Raw genomic sequence first — 22,086 nt, 5'->3', positions numbered from 1 at the left:
TGCGTCAGAGCGCGGCCGCGTAGCCGTCGGGGCGGACGAGGAGGGTGTCGCGGCGGGCCGGGTCGGACCAGGTGGCCCGTATGACGCGGTCGGGGGTGACCGGGGCGGTGCGGGGGAGGGGCGGGGTGGTGCCCTCGGGGGCGACGAGGACGAATTCGCCCGCGCGCAGCAGCTCGTGGAGGCGCCCCTCGCGGAGCTTCAGGTCGGGGACGCGGCGGGCGCCGGAGCCGTAGTCGATGCCGATGCCGCTGATCTGGCCGATGGCCCGGTCGGCGGCCGGGCGGACGGTGCCGATCAGCCGGGTCGCGAGATCGCGGGCGGCCCGCTGGAGCGGGGTGTGGGCCATGGCGAGACGGACGATCGCGCCGCTGCTGCGCAGCACCCGGGTGCCGACGGGGTGCCGCTCGGCCTGGTAGCCGTCGAGCAGGGCCTCGGGGTCGGGGGCATCGCCGCGCAGCACCGCGGCGAGCCGCCAGGACAGGTTGGCGGCGTCCTGGAGGCCGGTGTTCATGCCCTGGCCGCCGGCGGGGGAGTGCACATGGGCGGCGTCCCCGGCGAGGAACACCCGGCCGGAGCGGTAGGCGGGGGCCTGGCGCTCGTCGCTGTGGAAGCGGGAGATCCAGCGCGCGTCGTGCATGCCGAAGTCGCTGCCCAGGGCCTGGCGGGCGATGCCCTTGAGCTCGTCGAGCTCCACCGGCTCGTCGTCGGCGACCTGGTGGCGCCGGTCCCAGCCCATCATCCGGTACCAGCCGTCGCCGAACGGGGCGAGGAAGGCGAAGGCCTCGCCGCTGGGAGAGGCGGCCACGGTGAGGAGCTGGTCGGGCTCCTCCTTGAGGCGCACGTCCGCGAGCACGATCGAGCGGATCACCGAGTTGCCGGGGAACGGCAGCCCGAGCGCCGAGCGGACCGCGCTGCGCACCCCGTCGGTGCCGACCAGGTAGCGGGCCCGGATCGTGACGGAACGGTCTGCATCCCCGGCATCCCCGGCGTCGCCGGAGCCGCCGGAGCCGCTGGGGCCGGTGAGCTCGGCGGTGACGGTGCCGGTGTCCTGGCGCAGGGTGCCCAGCTCCGTCCCGTACCGGAAGTCCACACCCGCGGCCAGCGCGCGCCGTTCCAGCAGGCGCTCGACCTCGTACTGCGGGGTGATGAGCAGGAAGGGGAATCGCGAGGGCAGCCGGGAGAGGTCGAGGGAGAGCCGGCCGAAGAGGCGCAGGGCGCTGATCGTCGTGCCGGTGGTGATGAGTTCGTCCGCGAGGCCGCGGGCGTCGAGCTGTTCCAGGGTGCGGGCGTGGACGGCGAAGGCGCGGGTCAGGTTGGAGTGCCCGGCGGGGCGCCGCTCGACGACGGTGACCTTCAGTCCGGCGGTGGCCAGGTCCCCGGCGAGGAGCAGGCCGGTGGGGCCGGCGCCGACGACGAGGACGTCGGTGTCGTGGGTGGGCGCGGGGGTGGCGCCGTGGTCCGTGCCGCGGGTGGTGCCCGTGGTGCTCATCGCTGCCTCCAGGGGTGCCTGTGGTCTGGTCGTCCTGCGGTCGTGCCTGTGGTCGTGCCGTCCGGTTGTCGGCCGGTTGTCGGCCGGCTGCCGTCGACGCTCGCGGGCCAACGGATGTGGGCCAACGAGCGTGGGTCAACGCTTGTAGGCAAATGTAGGCCCGCCCGCATCGCGTTGTCAACGCCTGTTGGCCTACACTTGTGGGCATGACGACCGCACGCCGCTCCGACGCCACCCGCGCCGCGATCCTCGACGCCGCCCGCGAGCGCTTCGCCGCCGACGGCTACGAGCGCGCGACCATCCGCGCCATCGCCCGCGACGCGGGCATCGACCCGTCGATGGTCATGCGCTACTACGGCAACAAGGAGGGGCTGTTCGCCGCCGCCTCCACGATCGAGCTGGAGCTCCCCGCACTGGGCTCGCTCCCCGCGCGGCACGTCGGGGCCACCCTGGTCGAGCACTTCCTGGACCGCTGGGAGCGCGACGACGTGCTGACCGGGCTGCTGCGGGTGGGCGTCACCAACGCCGCCGCGGCCGAGCGGATGCGGACGATCTTCGCCGAGCAGCTGGGCCCGGTCGCGCTCGGTGTCTGCCCCGACCCGGCCGACGCCCCGCGCCGCGCCGCGCTCGTCGCCTCACAGATCCTCGGCATGGCGCTCGCCCGCTATGTGCTGCGGGTGCCGCCGGCCGTGGAGATGCCCCGCGAGGACGTCATCGCCTGGCTGGGGCCGACGGTCCAGCGCTATCTGACGGCCGAGGCGCCGTAGGACCTCTCCGAGGGACAGGAGCGCGCGGGGTCATCGGGGGCAGCGCGGGGCCACCAAGAAGGTCAAGAAGGTAATGGGGGCAGCGGGGGATCAGCGGGAGGTGGTCGGCGTCGGCGCGGCGCCGAACTCGCGGACCGCGTCCGTCACGATCGCCTCCAGACGGGCGTGATGGGCACCCCGCCAGTAGACCCGGTCGCACACCGTGCACTGCGCGAACACGTCGTACGTGTTCTTCGTGCCCTTCTCAAGGCGCTCCCGCACCGCGTCCTTGTCGGCCTCCGCGAGCGGCCCGTTGCACGCCGTGCACCGGGTCCACGGCGCGAGCGGCGGCGCGAAGCGCTCCAGCACGTCCCGCAGCTGGTCGTCCGGCCGGTCGCTGTAGATGTAGGCGCCCGCCCACAGTTCGCGGCGGCGCAGCAGCCCCCGGTCCCGGGACAGCATGACCCGCCGCTCCTTCGCCGAGAGCGCGGCGAGCGCCGGGTCGCCGATGTCCTCGCTCTCGTACGCCGCGTCGACACCGAGCAGCCGCAGCCGGCGGGCCAGCGTCCCCAGGTGCACGTCGAGCAGGAACCGGAGCGGCGCGCCCGGCACCGCCTGGGGCCGCTCGACCCCCTCCACCTCGACCGTCTCGCCGGCCGCCGGAACGTGCGACGGCGCGACCGGCCGCCCGTTCACCAGCAGCCGCCCGGCCTCGGTCAGCGGCACGCCGAGCGACTCCACGACATGCCCGAGCGACGAGGCGCCGTCCGTGGCCACGGCGGTGTGCCCCGCTCGGCGGTCCGCCGCGACGAAGAGCCGCAGTCCGGGGGCGAAGGCGATCTGGATCTCCGGTCCGTTCACCCCGCCAGAATGTCACCGGCCGCGCCTGCCCTGCCAGGCAATTCCGCCCCCACCCCCCGCACGCGCCCGCGCCCGCGGTCGGCAGGGCCTCGTCCCCGGACCCGGGCCGGGGTACGGTCCCGCTATGAAGATCATCGATCTCGAGCCCGGCGACCCGCGCCTGGAGACCGAACTGCTGCCGGTGCTGCGCGAGCTGCGCCCGCACCTCACCCAGGAGCTGTTCCACGACATCTACGCGACCGGCCACGCCCAGGGCCTGCGCTTCAGCGCCGCGTACGCGGACGACGGGGCGTGCGTCGGCGCCGCCGGGTGGCGGATCGTGATCAACACCAGCACCGTGAAGCAGTTGTACGTGGACGACCTGGTGACCAGCGAGAACGCCCGCTCCGGCGGCGTCGGGCACGCGATGATCGCCCACCTGGAGGGCCACGCCCGCGCGGCCGGCTGCCACGAGCTCGACCTGGACTCCGGCACCCACCGCACCGGCGCCCACCGCTTCTACCTGCGCGAACGCTTCGACATCGTCGCCTTCCACTTCTCCCGGGAGCTCAAGCCCCTGCCGTGAGGCGCGGTGCGTCTCGACCGTGGGTCAGGCCACTGACAGTGCCCGGGCGTACGCGGACGGCGGCACTCCGACCGTGGCCGTGAAGTCGCGTACGAGATGGGCCTGGTCGCTGTAGCCGAGGTCGGCGGCGAGCGCGGCCCAGTCCGGGGGCTCGGCGGGGGCGGCGGACTCGGCGCGTTCCAGGGCCTCGTGGATGCGGTAGCGGAGGATGACCCACTTCGGGCCGACGCCCACGTGAGAGGCGAAGAGGCGCTGGAGCGAGCGCGGCGACAGGCCGGCCGCGCGGGCGAGTGCGGATACCCGGCGCATGCTCCGGTCGGTACGGACCAGGTCCACCAGGGCCATCGCCTGCTCGGCCGCCGGGTCCGGGGCGGGGCCGTGGGCGAGCAGGAACGCGTCGAGCGCCGCCACGCGCGCGTGGTCCTCGGCGGGGGACAGGACGCGGGTCAGAGCCAGGTTCAGGGTGCCGGAGGGGTCCTCCGGGGCCGGCTCCGGCTTCGGCCCCGCGGCCTGCCCCGCGGCCTGTCCTGCGGCCGGGAACGCCTCGGTGAGCGGGGCGATCCGGCCCGTCCAGTGCGACACCGGCCACGCGGGCGCGAACGGGCGGAAGCCGCCGGGCCGGAACTGCACGCCGCAGGCCCGGCCGGTGCCGGTGAGTTTCCTGGTGGACAGTTCCAGACCGATGCCGGAGACCACCGCCGAGTCCGCCGGGGCTCCCTGCCCCATGCCGCGCTCGAAGACGACGTTCACGGAGGGGTGCGGGACGACGTGCGAGGCGTACGGCTCCGCGAGGTCCCAGTCGATCAGCCAGTAGTGCTCCAGATACGGGCGGAGCGCGGGCGCGGGCAGGTGCCGCCGGAATCGGACCCGGGCGAGCAGCTCCGCCGCGTCGACGATCCCCCGGGTGTCGCGCCGGGGCCCCGGTCCCGGACCCGGACCCGGTCCCGGCCCCGGACCCGGTCCTGGTCCTCGGTCCGGTCCGGAGGCGGCGGGCGTCATGCCCTGCATGCTAGATCGCGGCCTCCGGCCTGGCGCGTTTTTTCAAGACCGTTCCGGCCCTTCGCTCTAGCTTCGGGACCATGACCGATCACCGCATCGCCGATCTGCTCGAGACCGCCGCCGCCCGCGCCGTGCCCCTGGTGCGCGCCACCCCGGACGAGGCGCTGGGCACGCCGACGCCCTGCGCGGAGTACGACGTGCACGGGCTGCTGAACCACCTCTTCCGGGTGGTCGAGAACTTCACGCTGCTCGCCGCCAGGCAGCCGGCCGACTTCGCGGGCCCCGACCCGGACCGGCTCGCGGAGCCGGACTGGCGGGCGCGCTTCGGGACGGAGGCCGGGCGGCTGGTCGGCGCCTGGGCCGAGCCCGGCGCCGAGGAGGGTACGGCCGGCGCGATGGCCCTGCCCGCGCGGACGGTCGCCGCCATGGCGCTGCTCGATCTGACGGTGCACGCCTGGGACCTGGCGCGGGCGACCGGCCGGCCCTTCGAGCCGGACGCGGAGGTCGTCACGGGGCTCGCGGGGGAGGTGGTGGAGATGGCGCCGACGGCACGGGAGATGGGCTTCTTCGGTCCGGAGGTGCACCTGCCGGAGGCGGAGGGCGGCTCGGCTGCTGCGACTCCCTTCGAGCGGCTGCTCGCGCTGACCGGACGCGACCCGAGCGCGAAGCTCTCCCACGGGCTGTCCGGCGGCGCTCCGGGCTAGCGGATCCGGCCCGCCGAGCCCAGCGACAGGTGGGACACGACCTGGCCGAAGGCCCGTTCTTCGTCCGCCGTGAGCTCGATCGTCTCCTGCGGGTGCCACACGCGTTCCAGCGGGGCGCGCGAGCACTCGCGGCGGGCGCGGGCGCGGTGCAGGCCCAGGACGACCCACGTGGCCGCCGTGACGGCGAGCAGGCCGACGAGGGTGATCACACGGGGGTCCGAGAACTGGCCGGGCAAGGTCATGGCTGACTCCGGGGGCACGGGACCGTACGGCGGGGGCGGCGCGCGCCATGGCAGGTGGCACGTGGCGGGTGGCGGGCACGCCCCGTACGGGACTGACGATTGCTGCTGCTTCCTCCCGACCCGTTCAGTTAACACCACCCTGGGGGTCTTTCGGCAGGGGTCCCCGGGACCAAAGTCCTGCCCGTTCCCGGGCCCCCGCCCCTCCCCGAGGCCCTCTTGTGCGGGCCCGGGAACCGCTTCAAGGTGGCGGGGACGGAGTTTCCGGCCGGGGGAGGGGCAGCCGAATGTCGGACGCGACGGACACGGTGGACGCGACGGACACAGGTGGCGCACGGGTGTGGGCCTTCAGGGACGACCGGGGTACGGGCCTGACGGCGGCGCACCGCCCGACGCGGGTGCTCGCGTACGTACGGGCCGGCGCCGCCCTGCTCGACCTGGGGGTGCGGCCGGTCGCGGTCTACGGCTCCGGGCACGACGGGGAGGCGCTCGACCCGGTGAAGGCGGGCGGGCTCGCGGCGGCGGGGGTGCCGTACCTGGGCCCGGGCCGGACCCTGACCCACGCGCGCGTGGCGGAGGCCGGCGAGGTCGACCTGGTCGTGGACGTGACGTACGACGGCAAGAGTGCGTACGCCCTGGACGAGGGGCTCGCGGAGCGGCTCGGGGTGCCGCTCGTGGCGCTGTCCGTGGGCAACGAGCTGCCGCTCGCGGCGATCGTGGCGCGTTTCGGGGAGCTGGCCGGGTCGCTGGGGGCGGCGGGTGCCGCCACCGGGCCGGTCGGGGACGCGGAGGCCGCGCTGCGGGCCGCCGCCGGCCGCACCGGCCTGCGGGTGCTCGCGCTGTCCGGCGCCGGTCCCGAGCAGGTGTATCTGGCCCGGCCGCAGGCGTGGCCGGAGCTGGCGCGGCTTGCCGAACTGGGTGTGCGGTTCGTGGACCCGGGCCCGGGCCCCGGCGCGAACTGGCTGACCACGGACTGGGCGTACGCGGTGGGCCTCGCCCCCGGCCTGGTGCTCTTCGACAGCCGCGCGAACGCGGCCCCGCCGCATGTGGTCCCGCCGGGCGCCCGCCTCACCCCCTGGAACCCGGAAACCCCGCCGAGCCCCGCCGCCTTCACCCGCTTCTTCCAGGACCTGACGGCGGCCCTGGAGGACCCGTCCGTGTGACGGCCGGACGGCGGCGCCGGGGGCCGACCCCTACGGCAGCCGTGCCCGCAGCGAGTTCGCGAACTCCTCCGCGCGGGCCAGCTGGGCGCGGAGTTCCGCGACGCGTTCGGCCGCGGCCTGCTCGTAGCGGTGGACGCGCGACACGAGGGCGGCGCGGACGGGCGGGTCGAGTTCGGTCGGGGTGTCGGGGAGGTCGGCGGAGAGGCGGTCGACGGCGTCGAGGAGTTCGCGGGTCTCGTCGAGGGTGAAGCCGAGCGGCTTCATCCGGCGGACCACCATCAGGCGGGCCACGTCGGCGTCGGTGTAGAGCGGGAAGCCGCCCTCGGAGGACGCGGACGGGACGACCAGGCCGCTGTCCTCGTACTGGCGGATGGTGCGCAGGGACAGTTCGGTCCGGGCCGCGACCTCGCCGATCTTCATGGGGCGCACGGTGCTGCTGAGCACATCGGGTCCTTCCTCGGGGCCCCTGGACCGGGGCGCGGCAGGCGCGGCATCCGCGCATTACATCCGACTCGTCCTAACTTCAGCACTTATGAGTGCCGGAACTGTGGCGAAACGCCCGCCGGTAGGCCGGCGGTAGGCCGGTGGTGGGCCGCCGGTAGACCGGTGGTGGGCCGGTGCTGTTCCGGCGAGGGCGTTCGGGTGCGCGCGGGTGGTCTTCGACGGTGAGGGGGCTCGCCCGGGTCAGGGCCAGACCAGGCAGTACGGCTGGTGCCCCGCCTCGTGGAGACGGTGGCTGAAGTCCTGCCACTCGTGGAGGAGCCGGTAGACGTTGAAGGCGTCCTGCGGGCCGCCGCGGTCGGGGACCGTGGACCAGATGAAGGCGGCGGCACCGACGGATTCCTCGCCGATGCCGCGGAGGGGGTCGACGACCGTCATCGGGAGCTTGACGACGGCGTAGTCGGGGTGGAGGACCACGAGCTCCAGGGGCGGGACCTTGTGGAGCGGCATGCCCTGGATGCCCGTGAGGACCATCGCGGCTATGGTCTCCGGCTTGATCTTGGTGAACATGCCGCCCATGCCGAGTTCGTCGCCGCCGAGTTCCTCGGGGCGCATCGAGATCGGGACGCGGGCCGCCGTCGCACCGTCCGGCGCGCCGAAGTACTTGTACGTGACGCCCAAGCGCCCACTCCCGCTCCCGCTTCCGCTCCCGTTTCCGTTCCCGCCCGCGTCCGGGTTCCCGTGCACCGGGGTCACCGAGCCCTCGACCGGGCCGGCCTCGCGGGCCCGGGCGGCGCGGCGGGCCCGGGCGCGGCTGAGGCGTGACTGCGACTCTTCGGGCGCCGACTGGCTCCGGTCAAGGCCCTGGCTCCGGTCAAGGCCCTGGCCCCGGTCGACGTTCTGGTTCCGGTCGAAACCCGGGACGGAGCCCGGGACCGAGCCCGAGCCCGGGCCCTGGGCAGGGCTGGGGGCCGGCCGTCCCCGGTCCGGGGCATCGGCCGGTCTGGCCGGCTTGGCCGGCTCGGCGGCCGGCTTCGGGGGCTCGCCGCCGCCCGTCCTCGGCTCGTTGGCCCGCGGCTCTTCCGTCCTCCGGCGCCGGTGCCGCCCCCTCCGGACAGGGTCGGGGCCCAGGTCGTCCGTCCCCTCGCCCGGTCCGCCACCGCGATGCATATCTCCACCCGACTGCTGTTCCGGCCCGCCGCCCGCGCGCGCGGCCCGATCATCGTGACAGTGACCTCCCCCACGGTCGTACGGTGAAACACCTGTCCGCAAGATCGCCGTGGCCTCTGACACCATGGATTCCGTGAGCCATCCTTATGACGCCCCAGTTTCGCAGACGCGACGGAGACACGCCCCGGCGTAATTCACAGGGTGCCCACACCGTTCCCACGTACTCGACGTCGTCCTCGCAGGTCAGGATCAGGTCAGGATCACAGTGCCGTATTCATACGAAGCCCCAGTCTCACAGACGCTTTTCGACCGCGCCTCCCTTGTGACGCCCGGCGGCGTGAATTCGCCGGTGCGGGCCTTCCGGGCCGTGGGCGGAACGCCCCGGTTCATGGTGTCCGGTACCGGTCCGTACCTCACCGACGCGGACGGTCGCGAGTACGTCGACCTGGTCTGCTCGTGGGGGCCGATGATCCTCGGTCACGCGCACCCCGAGGTGACGGCTGCGGTGCAGGCGGCCGTGGCGCGCGGCACCTCCTTCGGCACGCCCGGCGAGGGCGAGGTCGCGCTCGCCGAGGAGATCGTGGCGCGCATCGAGCCGGTCGAGCAGGTGCGGCTCGTCTCCTCCGGCACCGAGGCGACGATGTCGGCGATCCGGCTCGCCCGCGGCTTCACCGGGCGCGCGAAGGTCGTCAAGTTCGCCGGCTGCTACCACGGGCACGTGGACGCGCTGCTGGCCGCGGCCGGCTCCGGTGTCGCCACCTTCGGCCTGCCCGACACGCCCGGCGTGACCGGCGCGCAGGCCGGTGACACCATCGTCCTTCCGTACAACGACATCGAGGCCGTGCACGAGGCCTTCCAGCGCCACCCGGGCGAGATCGCCTGTGTGATCACCGAGGCCTCGCCCGGCAACATGGGCGTCGTCCCGCCGCTGCCCGGCTTCAACCAGGGCCTGAAGGACGCCTGCGCGAAGAACGGCGCCCTGTACATCTCCGACGAGGTCATGACCGGCTTCCGCACCTCGCGGGCCGGCTGGTACGGCGTCGACGGCGTCAAGCCCGACCTGATGACCTTCGGCAAGGTCATGGGCGGCGGCTTCCCGGCCGCGGCCTTCGGCGGCCGCGCCGACGTCATGGGCCACCTCGCCCCGGCCGGCCCGGTCTACCAGGCGGGCACCCTGTCCGGTAACCCGGTCGCCACCGCCGCCGGCCTCGCGCAGCTGCGGCTGCTCGACCCCGCCGCGTACGAGAAGGTCGACGCGGTGTCGAAGGAGATCCGGCAGCTCGTCACCGGCGCGCTCACCAAGGAGGGCGTGGCGCACCGGCTGCAGACCGCGTCCAACATGTTCTCCGTCTTCTTCACCGACGGCGAGGTGCGGAACTACGAGGACGCGAAGAAGCAGGAGGCCTTCCGCTTCAACGCCTTCTTCCACTCGATGCTCGCGGACGGCGTCTACCTGCCGCCGTCGGCCTTCGAGTCCTGGTTCGTGTCCACCGCCCACGACGAGCGCGCGGTGGAGCGGATCGCCGCCGCGCTGCCGGCCGCGGCCCGGGCCGCCGCGGAGGCGACCGCATGAGCGACATGACGAGCAGCCTGCCGAAGAGCGACGAGGACATCACCGTCGTCCACCTCATGCGGCACGGCGAGGTGCACAACCCGGACGGCGTGCTCTACGGGCGCCGGTCCGGCTACCACCTCTCCGAGCTCGGCCGGCAGATGGCCGACCGGGTCGCCGAGGCCCTCGCCGACCGGGACATCACCCATGTCGTGGCCTCGCCCCTGGAGCGGGCGCAGGAGACGGCGACGCCGATCGCCAAGACGCACGGCCTGAGCCTGGCCACGGACGAGCGCCTGATCGAGGCGGCGAACGTGTTCGAGGGAAAGACCTTCGGCGTCGGCGACGGCGCGCTGAAGAAGCCGGGCAACTGGAAGCACCTCACCAACCCGTTCAAGCCGTCCTGGGGCGAGCCGTACGTCGAGCAGGTCGTACGGATGATGGGCGCCCTGGACGCGGCGAAGGACGCGGCGCGCGGTCACGAGGCGGTGTGCGTCAGCCACCAGCTGCCGATCTGGATCGTGCGCAGCTTCGTCGAGAAGCGGCGCCTGTGGCACGACCCGCGGCGCCGGCAGTGCACGCTCGCCTCGCTGACCTCGTTCACGTACCGCGGCGACAAGATCGTGTCGGTCGGGTACAGCGAGCCGGCGATCGACCTCGTGCCGGTGCATCTGCGCGCGGGCGCGAAGCCGGTGAAGGGGAAGGCGAAGGCCTTCGGCGCGTAGCCGGCACCCCGCCGTAGCCACGGCACCACCACTCGCTCCATCATTCAGGGCGACCGGGCAGAGGACACGGCCCGGTCGCCCTGAAATTTTTGTGCTAATTCCCGGAACCTCCGTGTTCATACCGTCATCTCACTCATTGTCGGTTTGGATGACGTTCAGGTCTTACGTCAGCGCGAATGGGGATGTCATGCGCGGGATCAATCGGAGGAGTCTGCTCGGAGCGGGAGTCGGTGCCGCCGCAGCACTGGGACTGGCCGGATGCAGCGGCAACGACAAGGACAACACGGGACGTTCCGGACCCGGCAAGGGCGGTGACGTCAGCGGTGCGCCCAGCGATCCCGCCACGCCCACCCAGGACGACGGCCGTCCGATCGGTGACGGTTCCACCTCCGACACCGGAAAGCAGCCGAACCAGCCCGACGCCCCCGTGCCGCTCGAACCCGGCCAGACCCCGCCGCAGTTCGTCATCTTCTCCTGGGACGGCGCCGGCGAGGTCGGCAACGGTCTCTTCCCGCGCTTCCTCGAACTCGCCAAGAACCACGACGCGGCGATGACCTTCTTCCTCTCCGGGCTCTATCTGCTGCCCGAGTCCAAGAAGGACCTCTACCGCCCGCCGAACAACCGCGTCGGCGCCTCCGACATCGGCTACCTGACCGACGACCACATCAAGGAGACGCTGAAGAACATCCGTCAGGCCTGGCTCGACGGACACGAGATCGGCACCCACTTCAACGGGCACTTCTGCGGCGGCTCCGGCTCGGTCGCCCACTGGACCCCGGCGCAGTGGCAGAACGAGATCGACCAGGCCGTCGGCTTCGTCACCCAGTGGAAGACCAACACCGGCTGGACCGACCTCCCCGCGCTGCCCTTCGACTACACCAAGGAGCTCGCCGGCGGCCGCACCCCCTGCCTCCTCGGCCAGGACAACCTGCTGCCCACCGCCAAGCGCCTCGGCTGGCGTTACGACGCGAGCTCGCCCGGCGGCCGCCAGATGTGGCCGGTCAAGCGCGGCGGCATCTGGGACCTGCCGCTCCAGGCGGTGCCCTTCCCCGGGCACTCCTTCGAGGTCCTGTCCATGGACTACAACATGCTCGCCAACCAGTCGAAGAACACGACCAAGGGCATGCCCTCGCGCTATCCCGGCTGGCGCCGGCAGGCCGCCGAGGCCTACCTGGCCGGTTTCAACCGCGCGTACGAGTCCAACCGCGCGCCCTTCTTCGTCGGCAACCACTTCGAGCAGTGGAACGGCGGCATCTACATGGACGCCGTCGAGGAGGCGCTGAAGGGCATCGCCGGCAAGAAGGACGTGCGGCTCGTCTCCTTCAAGCAGTTCACCGACTGGCTGGACGTCCAGGACCCGAAGATCCTCGCCAAGCTGCGTACCCTGGAGGTCGGACAGTCCCCGGCGGGCGGCTGGAACACGTTCCTGCGCCCGGCCTAGGCGGTCCTCCCCGGCGGTCTTCCGGGAGGCGTTCCCCTGTCGGCCCGGCTCCGCCCTACCCCGGTTTAGGCGATCTTGACAAGGGGCGTTACGGGCACGTAGTGGGGGTGCCCAAGATCGGCGAATCGCCCATGCGAAACTTTTCACATGAGCCTTAGCCGTGCCCCTCGTCGCGCCCTGCCGGCGGTCGTCGTCCTGGCCGCCGCGCTCGCGACGCTGACCGCCTGCAGCTCCGACTCCAAGGGCAAGTCGGGCGGCGGCGGCGACACCAACTTCGTGACCAACACGGGCGGAATCGCCACCGTCGCCAAGGGCGAGCGCCAGGCGCCGAACAAGCTCGCCGGGGAGACCCTCGACGGCAAGCCGCTCGACGTCGCCGACTTCAAGGGCAAGGTCGTCGTCCTCAACGTCTGGGGCTCCTGGTGCAGCCCCTGCCGCGCCGAGGCGCCCAACTTCGCGAAGGTCTCCAAGGCGTACCAGGGCAAGGGCGTCGAGTTCGTCGGGGTCAACACCCGCGACTTCAAGAAGCAGGACGCGGTCAACTTCGAGTCGGACTACGACATCACGTACCCGAGCTTCTACGACCCCGCCGGGAAGATCATCCTCTCCGGGTTCCCCAAGGGCTCCCTGATCCCCCAGGCCATCCCGTCCACGATCGTGCTCGACAAGAACGGCAAGATCGCCGCGCGCTCCCTCATGGCACTCGACGAGACCAAGCTCAAGACCATGATCGACCCGCTGCTCGCGGAGAAGTGACGTGAACGAGACGGTCTTCGACGGGGCGCTCCTCCTCGCGCTGCCCATCGCCGTGCTCGGCGGCCTCGTCTCCTTCTTCTCGCCCTGCGTCCTGCCGCTCGTCCCCGGTTACCTGAGTTACGTGACCGGGGTCACCGGCACCGACCTCGGCGAGGCCCGGCGCGGCCGGATGACCGCCGGCGCCGCGCTCTTCGTCCTCGGCTTCTCCGCCGTGTTCGTCTCCAGCGGCGCGCTCTTCGGCTTCTTCGGCTGGACGCTCCAGGAGCACCGCGAGACCCTGACGACCGTCCTCGGCGTGCTCATGATCCTCATGGGCGTGTTCTTCATGGGCCTCATGCCCTGGTTCACCCAGCGCGAGTTCCGCTTCCACAAGCGGCCCGTCACCGGTCTCGTCGGCGCGCCGCTGCTCGGCGCGCTCTTCGGCATCGGCTGGACCCCCTGCATCGGCCCCACGCTCGCCGCCGTCAACGCGCTCGCCGCGAACGAGGCCAGCGCCGGCCGCGGGGCGCTGCTGACCATCGCGTACTGCTTCGGCCTCGGCCTGCCGTTCATCCTCACGGCCGTCGCCTTCCGCAAGGCGCTCGGCGCGTTCACCTGGGTGAAGAAGCACTACGCCTGGGTGATGCGGATCGGCGGCGGCATGATGATCCTGACCGGCATCCTGCTCCTCACAGGCGCATGGGACACCATGGTCTCCACGATGCAGGGCTGGTCCAGCGGTTTCACGGTGGGGATCTGAGAGTTCCGAGATGAGCAAGACCGACATGACCAAGGCCGATGCGGCCGACGTGACCGACACGGCACAGCAGTCCGAGACCGGCCTCGACGAGGCCGGGGCCCAACTGTCCACCGCCCCCCGCGAGGAGACGGCGGTCGGCGGCCCGGCCCTCGGCGTCATCGGCTGGATCCGCTGGTTCTGGCGTCAGCTGACCTCCATGCGGGTCGCGCTGATCCTGCTCTTCCTGCTGTCCCTGGGCGCCGTGCCCGGCTCGCTCATCCCGCAGACCAGCGCGAACGAGATGAAGGTGCAGGCGTTCAAGGACGCCCACACCACCCTCGCGCCGCTCTACGAGAAGCTCCAGCTCTTCGACGTCTACAGCTCGGTGTGGTTCTCCGCGATCTACATCCTGCTGTTCGTCTCCCTCATCGGCTGCATCGTGCCCCGCACCTGGCAGTTCACCGGCCAGCTGCGCGGCCGCCCGCCGGGCGCCCCCAAGCGCCTCACCCGGCTGCCCGCGTACGCCACCTGGCGCACCGAGGCCGATCCCGAGGACGTCCGCGAGGCCGCGCTCGGCGTGCTCAAGGGCCGCCGCTTCCGCGCCCACACCGCCGGTGACGCCGTCGCCGCCGAGAAGGGCTATCTGCGCGAGGCCGGCAACCTGCTCTTCCATGTCGCCCTGATCGTCATCCTCGTCGCGTTCGCCGTCGGTGTGCTGTTCAAGTCCGAGGGCGGCAAGCTCATCGTCGAGGGCGACGGCTTCTCCAACACGCTCACCCAGTACGACGACTTCAAGTCCGGCTCCCAGTTCTCCGCCGAGGAGCTCGCGCCGTTCAGCTTCAAGCTCGACAGCTTCACCGGCACGTACGAGAAGGGCGGCCCCCAGCGCGGTACGGCCCGCACCTTCGAGGCGGCGGTCAGCTACTCGGAGAACGGCGGCCCGGACAAGAAGGCGGTCATCCGGGTCAACGAGCCGCTGAAGGTCGCCGGCTCCAAGGTCTATCTGATCGCCCACGGCTACGCCCCGGTGGTCACCGTCCGCGACGGCCGCGGCAAGGTCGTCACCAGCGGCCCCGTGCCGCTGCTGCCCATCGACAACAACGTCACCTCCACCGGCGCGATCAAGGTGATGGACGGCTACCGCGACAAGAACGGCAAGAAGGAGCAGCTGGGCTTCCAGGCCTTCTTCGTGCCGACCTTCGCCGGCGCGGGCAAGGGCACGATGCTCTCCCAGTTCCCCGCGCTCGACTACCCCGTGATGGCGCTCACCGGCTACCACGGCGACCTGCGCGTCGACTCCGGTCTGCCGCAGAACGTGTACCAGCTCGACACCTCGAAGATGAAGCAGTTCGCGGTCGCCGGCGGCACCGGCAAGGCCAACCGGCTGCTGCCCGGCGAGACGATGACGCTGCCCGACGGCGCCGGCTCGATCACCTTCGAGAAGGAGATCAAGGAGTGGGCCAGCTTCCAGATCTCCCAGCAGCCCGGCAACGGCCTCGCCCTCCTCGGCTCCGTCGCCGCGATCGCCGGACTCGCCGGTTCGCTGTTCATCCAGCGGCGCCGGGTCTGGGTCCGGGCCGTACGGGGCGAGGACGGCGTCACCGTCGTCGAGATGGCGGGCCTCGGCCGCAGCGAGTCCGCCAAGCTGCCCGAGGAACTGGCCGAGCTCGCGGCCGCCCTGCACGACGCGGCGCCGACCGCGCCGGAGCCGGAGCCGGACGCCGTGCCCGAGGGCTCGGACCCCGACCCCGAGTCCGAGTCCGAGTTCGAGTCCGAAGTCGAAGTCGCGGAAGCATCCGCAGAAGAACCTGCCGAAGAGGCCGAAGAGTCCGAAGGGGCTGAGAAGTGATCCTCGCCGCCGCGACCAACGAGAGCCTGGCGCAGATGAGCAACACGCTCATCTACTCGTCCATGGCCGTCTACACCCTCGCCTTCCTCACCTACATCGCCGAGTGGGTGCTCGGCAGCCGCAGCAAGGTGGCCCGTACGGCCGCCGCGCTGACCGCGCCGGACGCCACGTCCACGGCCACGGCCCCCGCCGTGACCGTCCAGGTGAAGTCCGCCGCCGGCGGCACCACCGTCCTCGACAAGCCGAAGGTCGTGACCCGCGCCGCCGCCGGCTCGCGCGACGTGCCCGACGGCCCCGGCGCGGCCGGCGGCACCGAGAAGGGCGACCTCTACGGCCGGATCGCCGTCTCGCTCACCACGCTCGCCTTCCTCGTCGAGGCCGCCGGTGTGATCGCCCGGGCGCTCTCCGTGGAGCGTGCCCCCTGGGGCAACATGTACGAGTTCTCCATCACCTTCTCCACGGTGGCGGTCGGCGCGTTCCTCGGCTTCCTGGCCGCGAAGAAGAACGTCCGCTGGATCGGCCTGCCCCTCGTCACCGCGGTCCTGCTCGACCTCGGCCTCGCCACCACGGTGCTGTACACCGCGAGCGACCAGCTCGTCCCCGCGCTGCACTCGTACTGGATGTGGATCCACGTCTCCACCGCGATCATCTGCGGCGGCGTGCTCTTCCTGGGGGCCATCGCCACCGCCGCCTACCTGCTGCGCGACTCGTACGAGAACAAGCTCGCGAACGGCGGTGCGGCCGGCGCCCTCACCCGCTCCGTGATGGAGCGCCTGCCGGCCGCGGCGACGCTGGACAAGTTCGCGTACCGCGTGAACGCGGCCACGTTCCCCCTGTGGACCTTCACGATCATCGCCGGTGCGATCTGGGCCGGTGACGCCTGGGGCCGCTACTGGGGCTGGGACGCGAAGGAGGTCTGGGCGTTCATCACCTGGGTCGGTTACGCCGCGTATCTGCACGCCCGCGCCACCGCCGGCTGGAAGGGCCGCAAGGCCGCGTACATCGCGCTCATCGCCTTCGGCTGCTTCCTCTTCAACTACTACGGCGTCAACATCTTCGTGAGCAGCAAGCACTCCTACGCCGGAGTGTGACCGCGGGTGTGACCGAGGGCGGCTGAGCTGGCACGCTCCGGGCCGCGGGGCCACGCTGGAGGTATGAGCGAGATCCCCGCGGGCCGGAGCGAGACGCACGAGGGCGACGCGCACACGTTGCGCTACGTGGTCGGACTGCCGCACCCCATGCCGCTGGTGTGGGCCGCGGTCGCCTCGCCCGAGGGGCTGCCGCAGTGGCTGTGCGCCGCCGATCCGCTGGAGCCCCGGCTCGGCGGCCGCGTCACGCTCCGCTGGCTGAACGGGCCCACCGAGGTCTCGGGGCGGGTGACCGCCTGGGACCCCGAGTACGTGGCCGAGTACACGGTCGATCCGCCGCACGGCCGGATCCGCTTCCACCTGGAACCGGGCCCGCCGGGCGCCACCGGATCGACCGTGCTGCGTTTCACCGCCGAGTTCCACGGCACCCGCGAGGCGCGCCTCGACGCGCTCGCCGGCTGGCACGAGCATCTGGAACGGCTCCGCCTCGCGCTCGACGGGCACCCGACGGACTGGCGGGACTGGACGGACGCCCGCTGGCGCGAGCTGCGGGAGCTGTACGAGCGGGACGAGGCCCCCTGGCCGAAGTGGGAGCCGTGACCCTTCCCGTAGCCCCCGCCCGTACCGGACCCCTCACCCCCTCCTCGGCGGCAGGCAGCTCTCCGCCGGCGGGGTGCCCTCCGGCCAGGCGATGGCGACGAAGCGCTGGGTGCCGTCCTGGGCGAGCTCCACGATCGGGACGGCCTTGTTGTACGGGTTGCCGAAGTTGTCCAGGCAGATCCAGCCGCCCGCGCCCTGCACCCGTAGCGAGCCCTTGACCTGCGGCCACTGGGTCGCGACGTCGTCGAGCTCCGGGAAGGCGGCGCCGTCCGGGGTGGCCTGGCGGATCGCGTGGACGGCGGTCGCCATCGCGTCGTACGCGACGATCGCCTGCCCGTCCGCGAGCGCCGGCGGCTTCTCCGCGGCGCGGGCGATGTCCGTCAGGAACGTGCTGTACGCGACCGTCGACCCGCCCGTCGCGGGCACCGGCCGGCCGGGCGCGGGCCGCCAGGCGTCGGGGTGGGCGAGGGCCGCGTACCGCACGGTGAGGCGCGCCTTGAGGGCCTGCCGGTCGAGCTTGGCGTCGGCGCCCAGGTACGAGCCCTCGTCGCCGGTCAGGATGGTGAAGGAGCGCTCGACGCAGCCGCGGGCGCCCAGCGCGTTGATGAACTGGCGCAGCTGGGTGTGGCGGCCGGCGAAGAAGGCGGTCTCGGCGCGGGTGTCGCAGATGAGGTGGGTGATCTGCTTGAACGTGTTGGCGGTGGTGCCTTCCTCGGTGGGGTCGGCGGGCGAGGTGAACAGCTGCGGCTCGTAGGGCGCGCCCTTGAGGGAGGCGGCGAAGGCCGACTTGAGGGTGTCGGTGTAGTGGTCGCCGGTGCGCGTGTCCTGGACGAGCAGGGCCCGGGCGGCGTTCACCTTCCCGAAGTGGGCGAGGGCCTTGGCCTCGTCGCTGTTGGTGGGGGAGACCCGGGCGAGGCCGGGGAAGCGGTTGTGGCCGGGGCCTGGGCCGTTGGCGATGTCGTCGGCGGTGATGGTGGTGCCGACGACGGCGAGGCCGGCCTCGTGGGTGAGGGCGGTGACGGCCTGCCGTACCTCGGTGGAGGAGGTGGCGACTCCGGTGACCGCGCGCAGCCGGTCCGGGGCGCCGGTCATGCCCTTGAGCCGGTCGACGGCGGTGCGCCAGTGGGCGTTGTTCCGGCCGGTGTTGGCGAGGACGAGGCGGATCTTCGGGGTCTCGCTGTTGGACTCGTGGTTGGCCCGGTACTGGCGGGCGTAGGCGCCCTGGAGCTCGTGCAGCACCTTGACCTTCATCCCCGGGTCGGGGGAGGTGAGCGGCAGCAGGACGGCGACGGTGGCGTACTCGCCGGACGTGAGGGTGGCGTTCTCGCGTCCGATGAGACCGGCGATCCCGGCGAGTTCGGGGACCCGGAAGGCGAAGCCGTCGCCGTTGACGCCGACGCACTCGTCGGAGCCCTCGGGGCGGGCGACGCCTGCCGCGCAGGAACGGTTCTCGGGGGTCGTCCAGGTCTTCACCGCCCAGCCGAGCGGCACCCCGACCACGAGCAGGGCGAGTACGGCGGCGAAGAACTTCTGTCTCGGGGTGTAGAGATAGCGATTGCGCAGCCGGTCGGTCATCGCCTCGGACTCCGTTCCGTCATCGCCTCAGACTCCGTCCTCGCGGCCGGGCGGCAGGGAGAGGCGCCGCCAGGCGTGAATGTCCTTGGGCCAGTGGGTGGCCGCGTCCCACAGCGGGCTGTTGCCGGTCAGATGGCGGCCGGACAGCTGCCGCAGCTCGTGCGCGAGCTTCTCGGTCACCTCGTCGTCGGGCAGGGCGAGCGGGTCGGTGAGCAGCCAGACGGCGTGCAGCAGCCGGTGCACGGACAGGTGCAGGGCGGTCGCGTCCGCGTCGAGCCCGGTGGGGAGCGGGGCGGGCGCCTGGCCGTCCCGTGCCTGACGTCCCAGGGCGGCGGCCCGGCGCGGGTCGGGTCCGCCGGCGCCCGGCCCGCCGCTGCCCGGCCCGCGGGTCCCCGGCCCGCCGGTCCCCGCCTCGCGCGGGTACGGGGCGGAGGCGACGAACCGCAGCCGGCCGAGCCAGCCGACCACGTCCGGCTCCGGGAACGTGGTCCGCAGATGGGTCACGGCGTCCTCGGTCCGGCCCAGGGCGAGCTCGTGGAACAGGCGGTACGGCAGGTCGGCGGCGGGCGCGCCGGCCCGCCCGTAGTGCCGGTGCAGGGTCTCGTGCACCGCCCGCCAGGCCGCGAAGCGCGGGTGGTCGGCGTCCTCGAAGCGCAGCCGGTGCAGCAGCAGGGCGCGGAGCAGCGGGTCGGCGACGAAGTGCTCGGGGCCCTCCGCCCAGTCCTCGGCGCGCAGCCGGTCCCGTACGAGCAGCGCCATGTCGCCGTCCCGGGACTCGGCGCGCAGCCGGGTGTGGGCGAGCAGTCGGGCGGACTCCTCGTCGTGCGCGGCGGCGAGCACGGTGAACGGCTCCAGGCGCGGCTGCGGCAGCAGCGCGCCGAGCAGCGTCGGGGAGACCGGCACCGGGTGCGCGTCCTCGCGCAGCTCCACGGTCAGGTCGAGGAGGGCGCCGGGGGTGAGCCCGGGGCGTTCGGCGCGCGGCGCCTCGGCGGCGGCCTGGCCGAGCAGCAGGACGCCGAGCGGTCGGCCGCCGGTCAGCCGGTGCACACCGCGCGCCAGGTCGGCGGGGGTGCGCCCGGACGGGTCGAGCCGGTCGAAGGCGGCCTGGGTCTGGCCGGATGTGAGCGGGGTGAGTTCGACCGCGAGGATGCCGGAGGTGACGTCGCCGCCGCGCGGGGCGGGCGCGCGGTGCGCGGTCTCCGGCAGCTTCAGGCGGTGTGCGTGCCGCAGACCCTCGTGCTCGCGGACCCGGGAGGCGGCGAGCACCACCAGCTTGTCGCGCCGGCCCTCGTGACGGGCCCGCAGGATCGGCTCGACGAGCCTGCGGCCGAGCTCGCCGTGCGCGTTGTCGAGCAGCACGACGGGCCGGCCGCGCCGGGTGCCGACCTTGGTGAGGCCCTTGTAGGCCTGGCCCAGGTCCTCCACGAGCGCGCCGACCAGGAAGCCCTCGGCCTCCCGGCGGCGCCGGCCGCCCTGCTCGAAGTCGATGGCGAGCTGCTGGAGCCCGGCCTTGCCGCGGCCGCCCGCGTTGCGGTAACTCCCGTACCATCCCTCCGACTTCTGCTGCATCCGTCCGAAGACCTCCTCCAGGACGGTCTCGACGGTCGCCTCGGCGAGCAGTCCGGCGAGCGGCGCGGCGCTCTCGGCGAAGGTCGCGGCGAGTTTGGTGAGCACCTTGGTGACCCAGTTGGCCGCCGCGCCCTTGGTGGCGTCGACGGTGGAGAGAACCGGTCCGAGCCGCTGCAGGTCGCGCTGGGCCCGCTCCTCGTCCTCCCGCGACCAGCCGGTCGACGCGACCGCGACCAGACCGAGCGACAGGCGCGGGAACTGCACCGCCTTCGCCCCGGTCACCCGCGGCGCCAGCTGTACGGCCAACTCGGCGAGCGCGCCGGTCAGTTCGGTCCAGCCGGGGCCGTGGTCGGCGGGCGGCTCGATGCGGTCGCAGTCGACCAGGGCGAGCGGAGTGGCCCCCTTGTAGGTGTCGCGCAGCTGCTTGAGCAGCGCGGTCTTGCCCATGCCGCGCCCGCCGGTGAAGACGACGACCGGCGGGTCGTCGCCATGCTCGTACGGCACCCGGGCGAGCCCCTCGCCCGCCAACCCGATGAGGCGCGCGGCGAGCCCCGTGCGCTGGAGCACCGCCTCGCGGCCGTACAGGACTCTCGGCACCGGTAATCCCCCGCATCCCGCCAGACGTGCCCCGTCACATCCTCAAGTTCAGGATATCTACCGGGTGTTGGCGTCGCTCAATCATTCGGGCAGGGGTTCGCGGGAGGTCTCGCGGCCGTGGCCGGGGGCGGAAGGGGCTGTGGCCGGGGACGGAAGGGGTCGTGGCCCGTTGGGGCCAGCGGATTCGTCTTCCGGGGGGTGCCGTGGCTCAGCAAGATAGTGATCACCGCCGGGGAGACCGGGCGGGACGGACGGGGGCGAGAGGCCGCCGGACGGCGGTCGGGCCGGCTGGTCCGCCTGATCCCTCTGATCCACCCGTCTTGCCCGATCCACCTGATTCGCGCACCCATCCGACCGGAGTTCTGTCATGTCTATGCCAAGGAAGCGCCGCTCCCGCAACGCCGTTCTCGCCGGCACGGGCCTCCTCGCGGCCCTCGCCGTCTACGGCGTGAGCCAGCAGGCCAGCGCCTCCGCGACCGACACCGACGCCCAGGCCCCGGTACCGGCCGCCGCCGCCGCCCCGGCCGCTCCCACAACCGAGGCCCCGGCCCCGTCGAAGGCCCCGGCCCCGTCCCGTACGACCACGGCCCCGCCCCGTACCACCGCCCCCGCCGGTCAGGCGACGGGGAAGCCCACCACCGGGCGGTCCACCGCGCCCGCCCCGCTCAAGCCGGCCGAACTCCCGGACAGCGCCCACCAGAAGTGGAAGCCCATGGGCGAGGTCAAGACGCTCCCCCTCAGCGGCGCCTTCCAGCTCAACGAGTGCGTGAACATCACGAAGGCCACCGCCTGGCACCAGCAGGGCTTCGCCGGCTCGACGCGCGACATCATCGCCGTCCAGGACACCCTCACCTTCCCCGACGCGGCCGCGGCCGCCGCCGCGTACCGCACGGCCGTCGGGGCCATGAAGGACTGCCAGGCGACCAGCCGGGAGCTCCAGAAGAAGAACGCGCTGCCCCAGGACGCGACCGTCCGGCAGACCGCGACCACCGAGGACGGCACCTCCTGGCAGCGCCGCTGGACCGGCGTCCAGGGACTGTCCTCCCCCGGCGACCAGGCGAACCACGTCTACGCCGTCCAGCGCGGCAACGTCCTCGCGCTCCTCCACTACGACGAGGTGGCCTCCGCGTCCGCCGCCCCGTCCTACGACTTCCGGGGCGACACCGCTGTCCTGCGGACCCTCGGCGCACAGCTCACGAAGTGATCCCGAGCGGATCAGCCCTCTCTTCACCCACCTCG

Annotated in this window: 21 protein-coding genes; 13 read left to right on the top strand and 8 right to left on the bottom strand. The window is 72.9% G+C overall.

All coding sequences use genetic code 11. The features are described from left to right. Nucleotides 1-4: 4 nt before the first annotated feature. Complete coding sequence (locus AB0C73_RS26345; RefSeq protein WP_362534695.1) at nucleotides 5-1,489, bottom strand: FAD-dependent oxidoreductase; 1,485 nt, start codon at nucleotides 1,487-1,489, stop codon at nucleotides 5-7. Nucleotides 1,490-1,695: 206 nt separating this feature from the next. On the opposite strand from AB0C73_RS26345, the gene AB0C73_RS26340 reads away from it, so the two are divergent. Then, a complete protein-coding gene (locus AB0C73_RS26340) occupies nucleotides 1,696-2,256 on the top strand; it encodes a TetR family transcriptional regulator (protein WP_362534693.1) in 561 nt (186 codons plus the stop codon). Between the two features lie 90 nt (nucleotides 2,257-2,346). On the opposite strand, the gene AB0C73_RS26335 is transcribed toward AB0C73_RS26340, so the two are convergent. Further along, on the bottom strand, nucleotides 2,347-3,096 hold the full coding sequence (locus tag AB0C73_RS26335) for a Mut7-C RNAse domain-containing protein (protein ID WP_362534690.1): 750 nt from the start codon (nucleotides 3,094-3,096) through the stop codon (nucleotides 2,347-2,349). Nucleotides 3,097-3,220: 124 nt separating this feature from the next. On the opposite strand from AB0C73_RS26335, the gene AB0C73_RS26330 reads away from it, so the two are divergent. Then, nucleotides 3,221-3,661, top strand: a complete 441-nt coding sequence (locus tag AB0C73_RS26330) for a GNAT family N-acetyltransferase (RefSeq protein ID WP_362534687.1) — start codon at nucleotides 3,221-3,223, stop codon at nucleotides 3,659-3,661. 24 nt (nucleotides 3,662-3,685) lie between these two features. Here AB0C73_RS26330 and AB0C73_RS26325 read toward each other — a convergent pair whose 3' ends face one another. Next, nucleotides 3,686-4,660 (bottom strand): helix-turn-helix domain-containing protein, encoded by a 975-nt coding sequence (locus AB0C73_RS26325; protein WP_362534685.1) that lies wholly within the window; start codon nucleotides 4,658-4,660, stop codon nucleotides 3,686-3,688. Between the two features lie 80 nt (nucleotides 4,661-4,740). Between AB0C73_RS26325 and AB0C73_RS26320 the strand changes: the two genes are divergently transcribed. Further along, nucleotides 4,741-5,364, top strand: coding sequence for a TIGR03086 family metal-binding protein (locus AB0C73_RS26320; protein WP_362534682.1), 624 nt, complete (start codon nucleotides 4,741-4,743; stop codon nucleotides 5,362-5,364). Here AB0C73_RS26320 and AB0C73_RS26315 read toward each other — a convergent pair. Continuing rightward, nucleotides 5,361-5,606 (bottom strand): hypothetical protein, encoded by a 246-nt coding sequence (locus AB0C73_RS26315; protein ID WP_362534679.1) that lies wholly within the window; start codon nucleotides 5,604-5,606, stop codon nucleotides 5,361-5,363. The genes AB0C73_RS26320 and AB0C73_RS26315 overlap by 4 nt on opposite strands. Nucleotides 5,607-5,890: 284 nt before the next feature. Here AB0C73_RS26315 and AB0C73_RS26310 point away from each other — a divergent pair, with 284 nt between their 5' ends. Next, entirely contained in the window at nucleotides 5,891-6,766 is an 876-nt protein-coding gene (locus AB0C73_RS26310) for an ABC transporter substrate-binding protein (RefSeq protein ID WP_362534675.1), read from the top strand. Nucleotides 6,767-6,796: 30 nt separating this feature from the next. Here AB0C73_RS26310 and AB0C73_RS26305 read toward each other — a convergent pair whose 3' ends face one another. After that, complete coding sequence (locus tag AB0C73_RS26305) at nucleotides 6,797-7,186, bottom strand: MerR family transcriptional regulator (protein ID WP_362534780.1); 390 nt, start codon at nucleotides 7,184-7,186, stop codon at nucleotides 6,797-6,799. Between the two features lie 264 nt (nucleotides 7,187-7,450). Continuing rightward, on the bottom strand, nucleotides 7,451-7,954 hold the full coding sequence (locus AB0C73_RS26300; protein WP_362534778.1) for a hypothetical protein: 504 nt from the start codon (nucleotides 7,952-7,954) through the stop codon (nucleotides 7,451-7,453). Between the two features lie 688 nt (nucleotides 7,955-8,642). Here AB0C73_RS26300 and hemL point away from each other — a divergent pair. The 8 genes from hemL (at nucleotide 8,643) to AB0C73_RS26260 (ending at nucleotide 17,106) form a co-directional block, all read left to right on the top strand. Further along, nucleotides 8,643-9,950, top strand: coding sequence for a glutamate-1-semialdehyde 2,1-aminomutase (gene hemL, locus AB0C73_RS26295; protein WP_362534672.1), 1,308 nt, complete (start codon nucleotides 8,643-8,645; stop codon nucleotides 9,948-9,950). Then, nucleotides 9,947-10,654 carry a histidine phosphatase family protein gene (locus tag AB0C73_RS26290; protein WP_362534670.1) on the top strand — a complete coding sequence of 236 codons (708 nt, stop codon included), beginning with the start codon at nucleotides 9,947-9,949 and terminating at the stop codon, nucleotides 10,652-10,654. The genes hemL and AB0C73_RS26290 overlap by 4 nt, the downstream gene beginning before the upstream one ends. Nucleotides 10,655-10,841: 187 nt before the next feature. Further along, complete coding sequence (locus AB0C73_RS26285; RefSeq protein WP_362534667.1) at nucleotides 10,842-12,095, top strand: hypothetical protein; 1,254 nt, start codon at nucleotides 10,842-10,844, stop codon at nucleotides 12,093-12,095. Between the two features lie 147 nt (nucleotides 12,096-12,242). Beyond that, entirely contained in the window at nucleotides 12,243-12,851 is a 609-nt protein-coding gene (locus AB0C73_RS26280) for a TlpA disulfide reductase family protein (protein ID WP_362534664.1), read from the top strand. A gap of 1 nt (nucleotide 12,852) precedes the next feature. After that, on the top strand, nucleotides 12,853-13,590 hold the full coding sequence (locus AB0C73_RS26275; protein WP_362534661.1) for a cytochrome c biogenesis protein CcdA: 738 nt from the start codon (nucleotides 12,853-12,855) through the stop codon (nucleotides 13,588-13,590). Nucleotides 13,591-13,600: 10 nt separating this feature from the next. Beyond that, a complete protein-coding gene (locus AB0C73_RS26270) occupies nucleotides 13,601-15,418 on the top strand; it encodes a cytochrome c biogenesis protein ResB (RefSeq protein WP_362534659.1) in 1,818 nt (605 codons plus the stop codon). Beyond that, the gene (ccsB, locus tag AB0C73_RS26265) at nucleotides 15,415-16,509 is read left to right on the top strand and encodes a c-type cytochrome biogenesis protein CcsB (RefSeq protein ID WP_362534656.1); all 1,095 of its coding nucleotides are present in this window, start codon (nucleotides 15,415-15,417) and stop codon (nucleotides 16,507-16,509) included. The genes AB0C73_RS26270 and ccsB overlap by 4 nt, the downstream gene beginning before the upstream one ends. A 63-nt stretch (nucleotides 16,510-16,572) precedes the next feature. After that, the gene (locus tag AB0C73_RS26260) at nucleotides 16,573-17,106 is read left to right on the top strand and encodes an SRPBCC domain-containing protein (protein WP_362534653.1); all 534 of its coding nucleotides are present in this window, start codon (nucleotides 16,573-16,575) and stop codon (nucleotides 17,104-17,106) included. Between the two features lie 33 nt (nucleotides 17,107-17,139). Here AB0C73_RS26260 and AB0C73_RS26255 read toward each other — a convergent pair whose 3' ends face one another. Both AB0C73_RS26255 and AB0C73_RS26250 read right to left on the bottom strand, forming a co-directional pair. Then, on the bottom strand, nucleotides 17,140-18,681 hold the full coding sequence (locus AB0C73_RS26255; RefSeq protein ID WP_362534651.1) for a hypothetical protein: 1,542 nt from the start codon (nucleotides 18,679-18,681) through the stop codon (nucleotides 17,140-17,142). 27 nt (nucleotides 18,682-18,708) lie between these two features. Continuing rightward, nucleotides 18,709-20,847 carry a hypothetical protein gene (locus tag AB0C73_RS26250; protein WP_362534648.1) on the bottom strand — a complete coding sequence of 713 codons (2,139 nt, stop codon included), beginning with the start codon at nucleotides 20,845-20,847 and terminating at the stop codon, nucleotides 18,709-18,711. A 367-nt stretch (nucleotides 20,848-21,214) separates the two neighbouring features. On the opposite strand from AB0C73_RS26250, the gene AB0C73_RS26245 reads away from it, so the two are divergent. Continuing rightward, nucleotides 21,215-22,051: a hypothetical protein gene (locus AB0C73_RS26245; RefSeq protein ID WP_362534645.1), complete on the top strand. Its 837-nt coding sequence runs from the start codon at nucleotides 21,215-21,217 to the stop codon at nucleotides 22,049-22,051. The last annotated feature ends 35 nt before the right edge of the window (nucleotides 22,052-22,086 follow it).

The organism is Streptomyces sp. NPDC048623, assembly GCF_040650755.1.
Taxonomy (GTDB): Bacteria; Actinomycetota; Actinomycetes; order Streptomycetales; family Streptomycetaceae; genus Streptomyces.
The sequence above is the reverse complement of the archived record's forward strand: the minus strand, read 5'-3'. Positions and strand labels throughout refer to the sequence as shown.

What these genes read in the sequence shown, in the direction of transcription:
- AB0C73_RS26245 (WP_362534645.1), top strand. Translation starts at nt 21,215, where the DNA reads ATGTCTATGCCAAGGAAGCGCCGCTCCCGCAACGCCGTTCTCGCCGGC.
- AB0C73_RS26285 (WP_362534667.1), top strand. Translation starts at nt 10,842, where the DNA reads ATGCGCGGGATCAATCGGAGGAGTCTGCTCGGAGCGGGAGTCGGTGCC.
- AB0C73_RS26290 (WP_362534670.1), top strand. Translation starts at nt 9,947, where the DNA reads ATGAGCGACATGACGAGCAGCCTGCCGAAGAGCGACGAGGACATCACC.
- AB0C73_RS26255 (WP_362534651.1), bottom strand. Translation starts at nt 18,681, where the DNA reads ATGACCGACCGGCTGCGCAATCGCTATCTCTACACCCCGAGACAGAAG.
- AB0C73_RS26260 (WP_362534653.1), top strand. Translation starts at nt 16,573, where the DNA reads ATGAGCGAGATCCCCGCGGGCCGGAGCGAGACGCACGAGGGCGACGCG.
- AB0C73_RS26310 (WP_362534675.1), top strand. Translation starts at nt 5,891, where the DNA reads ATGTCGGACGCGACGGACACGGTGGACGCGACGGACACAGGTGGCGCA.
- AB0C73_RS26280 (WP_362534664.1), top strand. Translation starts at nt 12,243, where the DNA reads ATGAGCCTTAGCCGTGCCCCTCGTCGCGCCCTGCCGGCGGTCGTCGTC.
- AB0C73_RS26305 (WP_362534780.1), bottom strand. Translation starts at nt 7,186, where the DNA reads ATGAAGATCGGCGAGGTCGCGGCCCGGACCGAACTGTCCCTGCGCACC.
- AB0C73_RS26340 (WP_362534693.1), top strand. Translation starts at nt 1,696, where the DNA reads ATGACGACCGCACGCCGCTCCGACGCCACCCGCGCCGCGATCCTCGAC.
- AB0C73_RS26345 (WP_362534695.1), bottom strand. Translation starts at nt 1,489, where the DNA reads ATGAGCACCACGGGCACCACCCGCGGCACGGACCACGGCGCCACCCCC.
- AB0C73_RS26270 (WP_362534659.1), top strand. Translation starts at nt 13,601, where the DNA reads ATGAGCAAGACCGACATGACCAAGGCCGATGCGGCCGACGTGACCGAC.
- AB0C73_RS26330 (WP_362534687.1), top strand. Translation starts at nt 3,221, where the DNA reads ATGAAGATCATCGATCTCGAGCCCGGCGACCCGCGCCTGGAGACCGAA.
- AB0C73_RS26325 (WP_362534685.1), bottom strand. Translation starts at nt 4,660, where the DNA reads ATGACGCCCGCCGCCTCCGGACCGGACCGAGGACCAGGACCGGGTCCG.
- AB0C73_RS26315 (WP_362534679.1), bottom strand. Translation starts at nt 5,606, where the DNA reads ATGACCTTGCCCGGCCAGTTCTCGGACCCCCGTGTGATCACCCTCGTC.
- AB0C73_RS26320 (WP_362534682.1), top strand. Translation starts at nt 4,741, where the DNA reads ATGACCGATCACCGCATCGCCGATCTGCTCGAGACCGCCGCCGCCCGC.